9 protein-coding genes are annotated in these 11815 nt (G+C 35.4%); 5 read left to right on the top strand and 4 right to left on the bottom strand.

Annotated features, from left to right (window positions below):
* Window positions 1–302 precede the first annotated feature (302 nt).
* From AC1Q7L_RS03190 to AC1Q7L_RS03180, 3 genes are all read right to left on the bottom strand, one after another.
* Entirely contained in the window at window positions 303–3236 is a 2934-nt protein-coding gene (locus AC1Q7L_RS03190; protein ID WP_492305460.1) for a reprolysin-like metallopeptidase, read from the bottom strand.
* 203 nt (window positions 3237–3439) lie between these two features.
* A complete protein-coding gene (locus AC1Q7L_RS03185; protein ID WP_492305461.1) occupies window positions 3440–3937 on the bottom strand; it encodes a DinB family protein in 498 nt (165 codons plus the stop codon).
* A 21-nt stretch (window positions 3938–3958) separates the two neighbouring features.
* Window positions 3959–5098: an acyl-CoA dehydrogenase family protein gene (locus tag AC1Q7L_RS03180; RefSeq protein ID WP_123984451.1), complete on the bottom strand. Its 1140-nt coding sequence runs from the start codon at window positions 5096–5098 to the stop codon at window positions 3959–3961.
* A 192-nt stretch (window positions 5099–5290) separates the two neighbouring features.
* On the opposite strand from AC1Q7L_RS03180, the gene AC1Q7L_RS03175 reads away from it, so the two are divergent.
* The 5 genes from AC1Q7L_RS03175 to purF all read left to right on the top strand — a co-directional run bounded on the left by AC1Q7L_RS03175 (window position 5291) and on the right by purF (window position 11005).
* Window positions 5291–7150 (top strand): endonuclease, encoded by a 1860-nt coding sequence (locus AC1Q7L_RS03175; protein ID WP_492305462.1) that lies wholly within the window; start codon window positions 5291–5293, stop codon window positions 7148–7150.
* A gap of 174 nt (window positions 7151–7324) precedes the next feature.
* Entirely contained in the window at window positions 7325–7930 is a 606-nt protein-coding gene (locus AC1Q7L_RS03170) for a SatD family protein (RefSeq protein ID WP_492305463.1), read from the top strand.
* Window positions 7931–7933: 3 nt separating this feature from the next.
* Window positions 7934–8629 (top strand): DUF3307 domain-containing protein, encoded by a 696-nt coding sequence (locus AC1Q7L_RS03165; RefSeq protein WP_492305464.1) that lies wholly within the window; start codon window positions 7934–7936, stop codon window positions 8627–8629.
* A 37-nt stretch (window positions 8630–8666) separates the two neighbouring features.
* Complete coding sequence (gene purC / locus AC1Q7L_RS03160; RefSeq protein WP_066758692.1) at window positions 8667–9386, top strand: phosphoribosylaminoimidazolesuccinocarboxamide synthase; 720 nt, start codon at window positions 8667–8669, stop codon at window positions 9384–9386.
* A 119-nt stretch (window positions 9387–9505) separates the two neighbouring features.
* Window positions 9506–11005 (top strand): amidophosphoribosyltransferase, encoded by a 1500-nt coding sequence (gene purF / locus AC1Q7L_RS03155; protein ID WP_410690484.1) that lies wholly within the window; start codon window positions 9506–9508, stop codon window positions 11003–11005.
* A 79-nt stretch (window positions 11006–11084) separates the two neighbouring features.
* On the opposite strand, the gene AC1Q7L_RS03150 is transcribed toward purF, so the two are convergent.
* Window positions 11085–11795, bottom strand: coding sequence for a porin family protein (locus tag AC1Q7L_RS03150; protein ID WP_492305465.1), 711 nt, complete (start codon window positions 11793–11795; stop codon window positions 11085–11087).
* Window positions 11796–11815 lie beyond the last annotated feature (20 nt).

Below are 11815 nucleotides of genomic sequence, written 5' to 3'. Positions count from 1 at the left end.
GATGCTCTATGTATGACCAAAAGAGTTAAAAAATATTGAAAATTAGGTTTTGGCTAAAGCCCGTTTCTATTGATGTTGACAATTGGAGTATAGAAACTTAACAGAAATAATTCATAATTCATAATTCATAATTCATAATTCATAATTCATAATTCATAATTCATAATTCATAATTCATAATTCATAATTCATAATTCATAATTCATAATCAAAATTACTTATTACCTATTACTCATTACCCATAAAAAAGACTGCCCAAATGGACAGCCTTTTATCTCAAAATTTAAAGTGATGAAGGTTATTTAGTTTTTGATGAATCTTTTTGAGATCTCACCGATTTGGATCATATAAGCACCTTTGGTAAGATTGCTCACATTCGCAGATCCTCTTTGAAGTTTTCCTGAGTTAATTAGTTTTCCACCCATATCGAAGATTTTGTAATCTTCTGTTGTCGTATTTGAAACATTTAAAATATCTCTTACAGGATTTGGATATAATTTAATGTCTGTCATTAAATCTTTAGTACCCAATAGATCGCCTTTTCCTGAAGAAACAATATTTAGTGTATAATCTTCAACTTGTCCGTAAGTATATGAACCACAAGATGATGTTGGAACAGAATTATATTGCATCATTACTCTCATTCTTGTATTTCCTACAGTTGCTGTTGCCGGAATTGTGATGCTTCCTGTTACAGGAGTTGTTGTAGAACCTGTTTTAGACCAAGCTAATTCTCCGCTGTCTGTAAAGTCACCGTCGCCGTTGTAATCGATGTAAACTGCGTAAGCTTCGCTGTAAACCGTTGATGTCCAAACCGGAGTTACTGAAACAGTATAAGCACTTCCTCTTGTTACGTTTGTAGAAACAGCTGTGAAGTTTTCATATCCAGCAGTTCCTGTAGAAGTATTATTGATTGTTCCGAATTTTACATTTCCGATTCTCTCATCAGCTGTATTTGTTGAAGTCGCTGAACAGTAACTTACTGCACTTCCCGCAAGAGTTGTTACGCTCACAGAGTTACTTGCAACCGAAACGTTTCCTGCTGCATCTTTTGCCTTAACTGTAAAGCTGTAAGTTGTTGATGGTGTTAAACTTGTCGCAGTGTAAGTAGTTGAAGCCGTAGAACCTATTAATGAAGCTCCCTGATACACATCATAACCTGTAACACCTACCGCATCTGTTGCACCAGACCAAGAAAGATTTGTACTTGTAGAAGTTGTTCCTGAAGCAGCTAAAGTAGGAGCAGTAGGAGCGATCACATCACCACTTCCTGAGCCTGCATTTACCGTAATATTAGCATTATTTACATCAAAGAAAATATGATTAGAACCTTTTACCATAATTCTTCCTGTTGTTGTAGAAGCATTTGGAATAACTACAGCCTGAGTTCCGTCGTTTGGAGTTCCTGCCAATAGAGTAGTCCATGTTGTTCCTGAGTTGGTAGACCAAAGAATATCTACGTTGGCAGCGTTTACTCCGTTGGCGGTAGTTCCTGCAACATTCCAGGTTACGGTTTGAGAAGTTCCTCCCGTGTAAGTTGTTGCGGAATTTTGAGAACTTACACTGAATGGTCCAGCCGTTCCGTTAACTGTAACAATCGCATCATCAGAATTATTTCCTGAACCTCCCGCTCTGTTGTCACGAACTGTAAATCTGAAATTCAACGTTCTGGCAACATTAGATAAAGCTTCAACAGTGATTTCTGAACCTGCGGTTGTGGTTGCTCCTGTTAAAACTGAGGCCATTCTTGGGAAATATCTCACAGGAGTAGTCTGTGGAGTCCAAGATCTGAAAGTTGGGCCTGTTGCTTTCGTAGCACTTGCCGCAGAACTAGCTCCTGTTTGAGAAGAAGAAGCGTTGTCCATTTGCTCCCAAACATATGTTAATGAATCTCCGTTGGCGTCAGTTCCTGTTCCTGTCAGCATAAACGGAGTTCCTTTTGGAATTGTATAATCTAAACCTGCGTTAGCTGTTGGAATTGAATTTCCTGTTGAAGTACTTACAGGACAGGTTTTAGCTTTAATATTATTAGTGATCTGCTGAATGCTCACTGCATGAAAAAACGCATCTGAATGTGGCTGAATATCCTGAGCAGTAATTCCCGCATATCCCATGATTGTTGATCCAGAACCTGGTTCTACATTAACACCAGTTCCTTCATTAGTATGAGAGAATGTGTGATTTCCTCCGAATTGATGGCCCATTTCGTGAGCTACATAATCGATATCAAAATTATCTCCTGATGGGATTGCGTCTGCCGGAGAAGTGTAACCGCTTCCTTTTGAACCGTTTGTACAAACACAACCGATGCAACCTGCATTTCCTCCACCTCCGGAAGCTCCGAATAAGTGACCGATATCGTAATTTGCTTCACCAATTACAGAAGTTAGGGTTGATTGAAGTTGAGAATTCCAACTGCTCATTCCTGAAGCTGCAGAATATGGATCTGTAGAAGCGTTGGTATAAATTACCGCATCATTATTAGCGATAAGAACCATTCTTGCAGCAAAATCTTTTTCAAAAACTCCATTTACACGAGTCATTGTATTGTTCATTGCTGCTAAAGCGTTGGCTTTTGTTCCTCCAAAATAAGCTGTGTATTCTCCTGTGCTTGAAAGCGCCAGCCTGAATGTTCTTAATTTAGCATCATCAGCATTGGGTCTTGCTGCAAGATTATTGGTATTCATAACACCTTTTTGAGCAACATCAATTACGGTACATTCAAATTTATTAAGATCATCTTTTTTGTCTGATTTTTTGTAAACAACATAAGTAGAAAGATCTTTTGTGTATGGCTCAATGAAAACTGCGGATTTATCACCATAAATTTCCATGGAAGATAATCCTAGCTGAGAAATACTGAAATAAACTGTAGAATTTGGATCATCAAGACCTTCACCAACGTAAGATTTGATATCAGGATACTTTGCCGCTAACTGAGGATCGAAGTTTGAATTTTCTTTAACTTTAAAATTCTCCATTTTCCCTTCTGAATTTGGGAAAGAAATAATGATCATGGATTTTTCGCCAACAGCCAGTCTTTTAGGAGCTTTGGCCAATACGTTTTTCAACCCGTTAATATCAAGGCTGTAAACCTTAGGATTAGTAACGAAATTCTTGTTTTCGAAGACCTCAGAAGTAGCTTTTCTTGAGCCTTCAGACCAAAGACGATCTGTCTGTGCGAAAGAAATGCCCGTGATGAGAAGCATTCCGATCATTGATAACTGTTTTTTCATATAAATATTATTTTGATTGTGGGATATCAAAGCTAATGAAAAATTTATAATGAAAAACGAAATTTTTTAAGAAAATTTATGATAATCCATTTAAATTATTATGCGATACATTGAATGTGACTCAAAACATATTATCTCAAAAAAAGAAAATAGCACACGTATTTTGCGTGTGCTATTCAATTATGATAATATAATTCTAATTTTTACATTTTATCGTCGGCGGTTGGTCCGTACAATCCCGGAACTTTATTTCCTGTAGATCTTAAATAAACTACCAATTCACCTCTATGATGATACAAATGATTATACAAAAACCCGCGAATCACCTGAATTTTCTGAGTAGGAGGGAAAAGTACGTTGCCGTTCATTTCCATTTTCCATTCATTAAAATAAGTTTCTTCATTAGAGTTTTCTATTACTTTTTGAGCATTGGCAACATTTTCTTCAAATTTTGCTACAATATTCTCTGCTTTAGAAATATCTCCTTTGTCGTACTGATATGCTCCCATATCGAAAACATCCTGATTGAACGTAGACTCGTACCAATTATAAACTTCTGCAATATGAGAAGCTAATTGAGCTGTTGTCCAGTTTTTTTCAGACGGTTTCCAATCTAAAGCGCTATCCGGAATCGCTTTTAAAATTTTTCTGGTGTTTTCTGCTTCATGCAAAAATTCACCCAGAAGGGCTTTTTTAATCATTTGTTTGTTTTTTTAATCAATTTATTTAGTGATGTCTCTACCGATAACCAATCTCTGAATCTCAGAAGTTCCTTCACCAATCGTACATAATTTAGAATCTCTGTAATATTTCTCAGCAGGGAAGTCTTTAGTATAACCGTAACCTCCGAAGATCTGAACAGCATTATTTGCAATTCTTACACAAGCCTCAGAAGCGTATAATTTTGCCATAGCTCCTTCTCTTGTCATTTTTTGCTTAGCATTTTTCAATGTTGAAGCTCTTTGGATCAATAATTCAGAAGCATCGATTTCTGTAGCCATATCCGCCAACATGAAGTTGATCGCCTGAAATTCTGAAATAGATTTTCCGAACTGATGTCTTTCTTTAGCATACTTTAAAGCAGCTTTATAAGCTCCTCTTGCAGTACCTAAACTTAATGCAGCGATAGAAATTCTACCTCCGTCAAGAATTTTCATTGCTTGTTTGAAACCTTCACCAACTTCTCCCAAACGGTGAGAATCCGGAACTCTAACGTTGTCGAAAATTAATTCTGCAGTTTCAGAAGCACGCATTCCTAGTTTGTTTTCTTTTTTACCAGAAGAAAAACCAGTCATTCCTTTTTCTAAAACGAAAGCTGTAGAGTTATTTTTAGCACCAATTTCTCCTGTTCTTGTCATTACAACAGCGATATCACCAGAAATAGCGTGAGTAATAAAGTTTTTAGCACCACTGATAATCCAGTCATCACCGTCTTTTACAGCCGTTGTAGACATACCTCCAGAATCTGAACCTGTGTTGTGCTCAGTTAACCCCCAAGCTCCGATTACTTTACCAGAAGCCAATTGAGGAAGCCACTTGTGTCTTTGTTCTTCATTTCCAAATTCATAAATATGGTTTGTACAAAGAGAGTTGTGTGCCGCTACAGAAAGACCAATTGATGGGTCAACCTGAGAAATCTCGTCAAGAATCGTAACATACTCATGGTAACCAAGACCAGAACCACCATACTGCTCAGGAATAACAATTCCCATAAAACCCATTTCTCCTAATTGGTGAAATAAATCTTTTGGAAAAGTTTGACTTTCATCCCATTCCATTATATTCGGTCTGATGTTTTTTTCAGCAAATTCTCTTGCTGTCTCAGCTATCATTTTAATGTTGTCAATTGTTTCTGTATTCATATAGATAAAATAGTTAGTGCCCAAAGATACTTAAATTGTTGGTATACGAAAAAAAATTATTACCATCACGGTATTTCATTCACAAAGTTTTAATTATCAATTTTTTATATTTTGTTAATTAATGATTTTTTAATAAAAATTTCAGAACTTTGAGTTGATTAATTTACTATTTTAGCCACCCAATTTTAAAGCATGAAAAAACTTTTACTTCCTATTATTTTATTTTCATCTTATATCTCTGCTCAGGCTCCTGCAGGATATTATGATGGAACAGCGGGGCTTACAGGCTATGCCTTAAAGTCGAAACTTCACGATATTATATCGGCAAAAAACACGAATTGGAATTATGGCGACCTTACCAATTACTATAATCAAACCGATCTAGATAAATATTATGACCACGATGCCAGCAATACAACTATATTATTAGATATGTATTCTGAAATTCCTACAGGACCGGATGCCTATGAATATACAACAGCAAATATTATCGGAAGTGCAGGCGCAGAAGGACTGGGGTGGAATAGGGAGCACATGATGCCTCAAAGTACATTTTATAGTAATTATCCGATGTATTCTGACTTATTTTATGTAGTTCCTACGGATGCAAGAATCAATCAGTTAAGAAGTAATTATCCTTATGGAATAGCTGGTACAACGACTTTTTATACCTTCACGAACACTTCGAAAATCGGAAACAGTGCGATTCCTAATTCAGTTTATACAGGGCGTGTTTATGAGCCTATTAATGAATTTAAAGGTGATGTAGCAAGAAGTTTACTGTATTTTGTGGTGAGATATGAGGGGAAATTAGGTACTTTTAACTTTAATAATAATACAAATCCTGCTTCTGATACAAATCCGTTGGATGGAACAGAAGAAAAAGCTTTTGATAACGCATATATCGCAATGCTTCTTCAATGGAATGCTCAGGATCCTGTTTCTCAAAAGGAAATTGATCGAAATAATTCCGTTTATACTTTACAAAAAAATAGAAATCCTTTTATAGACAATCCAGCTTGGGTAAACGCTATTTGGTCTCAAACTCCGGATGCGGTTGTTCCACAAACACCGTTAAATCTTACGGCAACTCAGACAAGTGCATATTTTACGACTTTAAGCTGGTCGCCAAGCACAAGTACTGATGTTATCGGCTATAAAATCTATCAAAACGGTACATTGGTAGCTTCAACAAAAAATACTTCGATAAGTATCGATCATTTGACGCCGTCTACAGCCTATAGTTTTACGGTTAAAGCTTATGATAACGGATATTTACTTTCTTCAGACAGCAATATTGTTCCTGTTACAACTTTAGCCTCAGATATTTATTCTAAAGATTTATTAATTACAAAATATTTAGAAGGTACATCTAATAATAAAGGGCTAGAAATAACAAATAAAACAGGTCACACAGTAAATTTAAGTGACTATAGACTATCAATACAACTTCCGAGTGGTAGTAATTTCTATTATCCAGCACCTTATGAATTGGAGGGAACAGTTCAAAACAATGAAAGCTTTGTAATCCTTCATCCAGATGCTAATTTCTCATGTTATGTAATTAATCAGGCGAAATTTGTCACTGCAGCTCCACAAATGACGTTTTCAGGAACTCAATATTTAGAATTACGTTACAAAACAACAACTGTCGACGCAATTGGAACTAGCGGACAGAGTAATTCATTGGGAAATATTTCTTTATATAGGAAATCTAATATTACACAGCCGACAAATACTTTCAATCTTAGCGAATGGGATTCTTACGCAAGTAACTATTGTGATAATTTAGGAACATTGTCTACCTCTGGATTATTGACTGAAAATAAAAAATTCAAAATCTATCCAAATCCAACTCAGGAAAATATTTTTGTGAGCGGAAATGAAACAGAAAAAATCAAAACTGCGCAGATTTTAGACTTATCAGGAAAATTAATTTATTCTGAAAAAGCTCCTTTTAAAAATAAGAAGAATATTTCTGTACAAAATCTTTCGACAGGTTCTTATTTTTTGAATTTGGACGGAAAAATTTATCAATTTATTAAAAAATAATTATGATAAACTAAACCTTCAAGGATTTTGAAACCTTGAAGGTTTGACAAAATAAGTCTTTAAACACACTGTTTTACAACATCATTGATATAAGCAGATTCACTAATAATCATTATCTATAAGTGTTTCTGCTTATATCTTTTATTTATAAGTAATTATGCTTATATTTGCAAAATGATAGCGGTCCTTACGGGTGATATTATAAATTCGCAACACGCAGACACAGAAGTTTGGATTACCAAGCTAAAGAATCTTCTGGAAAATTGGGGGAGCTCACCACTTACGTGGGAAATTTACAGAGGAGACGAATTTCAGTTCAAATGTAACATTGATGATGTGTTTTGGCATTTTCTAGCCATAAAATCTCTTATAAAAAGTCAGGAAAATTTAGATGTAAGAATCGCCATTGGTATTGGTGAGGAAAATTTCTCGTCCGAAAAAATCACAGAATCCAACGGAACTGCCTATGTAAATTCCGGCAGATTACTGAATGACATTAAAAATGACGGGCACACAGTGGCCATCAAAACATCTAACGATAACGTAGACAGAGATCTTAATATACTTTTAAAATGGTCCTCCAAAGACTTTGACAACTGGACAATGGCGACTTCAGAAATCATTCACGAAATGATCATGAATCAAGATATTACTCAGGAAGATCTGGCTAAGAAATTCGCGATTTCACAATCGTCGATAAGTCAGCGACTGAAACGTGCAAACTACGAGCTTATCGTAGAGACCAATCAATATTTTAGAAAGAAAATCTCAGAATTATAAACTATGATCTTTACTAAACTCATATTGGCACATTTACTTGGAGACTTTATTCTCCAGCCAAATTCATGGGTAGCTGATAAAGAAAGCAAAAAACTGAAGAGCAAATATTTGTATCTTCATGTTCTGATTCACACCATTTTAAGTTTTATTTTTCTTTGGGACTTACAGCTTTGGTGGGTAGCGGTTTTGGTGGGAGTTTCGCATTTTCTTATTGATGCTGCCAAATTGACTTTTCAAACGATTAAGAATAAAAAGAACTGGTTCTTTATTGATCAAGTCCTTCATATTTTAGTTATTGCGGGAGTATCTTTTTATTTTAATGAATTTAATTTTGAATTTTTAAAAGATCAAAACACTTTAAAAATAGTAATGTCAGCTTTGTTTTTAACGACACCTGCTTCTATTTTTATTAAAATATTATTGTCTTCATGGACACCCGTTCCAGAGACAGTAAACAATATACAATCCGAATCTTTATCTAGTGCCGGAAAATATATCGGGATTTTAGAACGTTTACTGGTTTTCACTTTTATTATGGTGAATCACTGGGAAGGTGTAGGTTTTATGGTGGCTGCGAAATCTGTTTTCAGGTTCAGCGATCTTGCGCAGGCTAAGCAAAGAAAATTAACCGAATATGTATTAATCGGTACATTACTGAGCTTTGGAATGGCAGTTTTAACAGGAATTTTAATTAAGTAAAATAAATATAAATCTAACTAATAAGACATTTAGAAAAATGGAAAAGAAAGAAATGTTGTACGAGGGTAAGGCAAAACAAGTATTTGCAACTGATAATCCAGATCAGGTAGTTGTACGTTTCAAAGACGATGCAACTGCATTTAATGCTCAAAAAAGAGGATCTGTTGATTTGAAAGGTGAAATGAACAATGCCATCACAACTTTGATTTTTGAATATTTAAATGAAAAAGGGATCAAAACTCATTTCATTAAGCAATTGGACGAAAGAGAGCAGTTGGTAAAAAAAGTATCTATTATTCCTTTGGAAATGGTTGTAAGAAACTATTCTGCAGGAAGTATGGCTCAAAGATTAGGAGTTGAAGAAGGAATTAAATCTCCGGTTACAATCTTCGATATCTGCTACAAAAAAGACGAATTGGGAGATCCGCTTATCAACGATCACCACGCAGTTTTCTTAGGTGCAGCGACGTATGAAGAGCTTGATGAGATGTATGAATTAACTTCTGACATCAACGAAATCTTGATCGATCTTTTTGATAAAATGAATATTATCCTTGTTGACTTCAAAATTGAATTAGGTAAAACTTCTGACGGCGAGATCATCTTGGCAGACGAAATTTCTCCTGATACTTGCAGACTTTGGGATAAGGATACAATGAAAAAATTAGATAAAGACAGATTCAGAAGAGATCTTGGAGAAGTAACTGAAGCTTACGTTGAGATCTACAACAGACTGAAAACTTTACTAGGTAAGTAATTTAGGCTAGAAGCCAGAAGTTGGATGCTGGAAGTTTATCGGCAAAAATTAAAAGTTTAGTTGTAAACTTCAGACTTCAAGCTCCCAGCTTCCATCATCAAAATTTAGAAAAAATAGAAATGAAAAGTTTAGACATTCATAAAAGTGAATATTTAAAACAGTTTGAAACTCAAACCTACGGTAGAAATCTTTTCAGAACGCAGGAAGAAGAAAGACTTGATGCTCCGAACGAGGAGTGCGGTATCTTCGGAATGTATTCTGATAACGATCTTGACACGTTTTCTCTTTCACAATTCGGGCTTTTTGCTTTACAGCACAGAGGTCAGGAAGCTTGCGGTATTTCTGTTCTTAAGGACGGAAAAATCACCAACATGAAGGATGAAGGTTTGGTTTTGGATGTTTATAAAGAGATCCAGGATCCTGAAGCTTTTATGGGAAATTCTGCAATTGGGCACACACGTTACACGACGGCAGGAGACAAAAAGAAATATAATTTTCAGCCATTTTTCGCGAAAAATGAATATGATCAGATTATACTTTCTATCGCTCACAACGGTAACTTAACCAATGCGAGAGAATTAAAAACAGAATTGGAAGCTGAAGGCGTTGTTTTCAGAGCAACTTCGGATTCTGAGGTTATTTTAAGATTAATTCAAAAAAATCTTGATCTAGGACTTCGTGGCGCTATCAAAGCTACCATGGAAAAAATAGAAGGTGCGTATTCGGTTGTTGGGATGACGAGAAATAAATTCTTTGCATTCAGAGATTTCAACGGAATCAGACCTTTAGTTTTAGGTGCAGTGGACGAAAAAACATATGTTGTTGCTTCAGAATCTGTAGCTTTAGACGCAGTTGGCGCTCAATATGTTCGTGATATTTTACCTGGAGAGATCATTTACACCAATGAAAACGAACCTGGAAAACTGAATTCTTCAATGGTAAATGAAGAGAGAGGAAAGCAGAGAATCTGTTCTTTTGAGTACATTTATTTTGCTAGACCAGACTCTACTTTAGAGAATATTAACGTTTACGAAATCAGAGAGAAATCTGGTGAAAAGATCTGGGAACAGGCTCCTGTAGAAGCTGATATCGTAATTGGAGTTCCTGATTCGGGAGTTCCGGCGGCGATTGGTTTTTCTAAGGCTTCTGGAATACCTTTCCGTCCTGTTTTAATTAAAAACAGATACATCGGAAGAAGTTTCATTGTACCGACTCAGGAAATGAGAGAAAGGGTAGTGAATCTGAAATTGAATCCGATTATTTCTGAGATCAAAGGCAAAAGAGTCGTAATTATTGACGATTCTATCGTTCGTGGAACGACTTCTAAAAGATTGGTTAAGATCCTGAAAGAAGCTGGTGTAAAGGAAATTCACTTCAGAAGTGTTTCTCCGCCAATTATCGCTCCTTGTTATTTGGGAATCGATACACCTTCGAAAGATGATTTGATCTCTGCCAATATGACGACTGAAGAACTTAGAGTTTATCTGGGAGTTGACTCTTTGGAATTTTTAAGTACAGACAACCTAAAAGAAATTTTAGGGTCTTCCAACCATTGCTTCGGATGTTTTACAGAAGAATATCCTGTTGCGAAAGGAGAAGAAATAGAGTTATTTAATTAAGCTTAAATAAATTGATAAATGAAAAGGTCAGACTAAAAATTTAGTCTGACCTTTTTCTATTGATATATTAAAATTTGTTCTAGAATTTGTAGTTTAATCCTAATTGGAAAACTCTGTTCGTTAGAGCATCAGCTCCTTTTACAGGGTTTGCATCAATATTAGTTAAACTGTTTACGTATCTCGCGTTGATTCCTAAATTATGAGTGAAATCGTACCCTAAACCAAGACCTAAACCAACATTAAATTTCTTGATATCATCTTTATTAATGTCGTCAGATACCGATGAAGCCTGAGTTGTTGTGATACCTCCTGTAGTAGATTCAACCGACAAGCTACCTTTATTTTTTCCGTTAATGAAATAACTGAACTCAGGACCAGCTTCTATATAAAACTTATCTGTAGCTCTCATTTGAAGCATTAATGGTACTGAAATATAGTTTAGCGTAGTTGAATAATCCTCTTTTGTTTTTACAGTAGTTGCGCCTGTAGTAACTTCGGTAGAAGAAAGGACGCTTTTTGCTCCTAACTGGTTATATAAAACTTCGGGTTGAAGTGCAAACTTTTTAGATAATGGAATATTAACAAGTACACCCGCATGGAATCCCAATTTTTGGTTATTAAGACTCACATCCTGATCATTGAAAGATGCTGCGTTTCCACCTGCTTTAATACCAACTCTTATTGGCTCTTTTTCATTATTCACAGTAGTTACTGTAGGAGTAGTTTTTGTTTCTTGAGCAAATGCTAGTGAACCAGTGACTACTGCTAGTCCTAGAAATAACTTTTTCATAATTGTTTATTTTTAAATTT

The sequence above is a fragment of the Chryseobacterium sp. GW823-FHT05E08 genome (assembly GCF_058795655.1).
This window is presented reverse-complemented; position numbering and strand designations above follow the sequence as displayed.

Excerpts from the sequence above, each read along its gene's own strand:
- AC1Q7L_RS03190 (WP_492305460.1), bottom strand. The coding sequence starts at position 3,236 with ATGAAAAAACAGTTATCAATGATCGGAATGCTTCTCATCACGGGCATT.
- AC1Q7L_RS03185 (WP_492305461.1), bottom strand. The coding sequence starts at position 3,937 with ATGATTAAAAAAGCCCTTCTGGGTGAATTTTTGCATGAAGCAGAAAAC.
- AC1Q7L_RS03180 (WP_123984451.1), bottom strand. The coding sequence starts at position 5,098 with ATGAATACAGAAACAATTGACAACATTAAAATGATAGCTGAGACAGCA.
- AC1Q7L_RS03175 (WP_492305462.1), top strand. The coding sequence starts at position 5,291 with ATGAAAAAACTTTTACTTCCTATTATTTTATTTTCATCTTATATCTCT.
- AC1Q7L_RS03170 (WP_492305463.1), top strand. The coding sequence starts at position 7,325 with ATGATAGCGGTCCTTACGGGTGATATTATAAATTCGCAACACGCAGAC.
- AC1Q7L_RS03165 (WP_492305464.1), top strand. The coding sequence starts at position 7,934 with ATGATCTTTACTAAACTCATATTGGCACATTTACTTGGAGACTTTATT.
- purC (WP_066758692.1), top strand. The coding sequence starts at position 8,667 with ATGGAAAAGAAAGAAATGTTGTACGAGGGTAAGGCAAAACAAGTATTT.
- purF (WP_410690484.1), top strand. The coding sequence starts at position 9,506 with ATGAAAAGTTTAGACATTCATAAAAGTGAATATTTAAAACAGTTTGAA.
- AC1Q7L_RS03150 (WP_492305465.1), bottom strand. The coding sequence starts at position 11,795 with ATGAAAAAGTTATTTCTAGGACTAGCAGTAGTCACTGGTTCACTAGCA.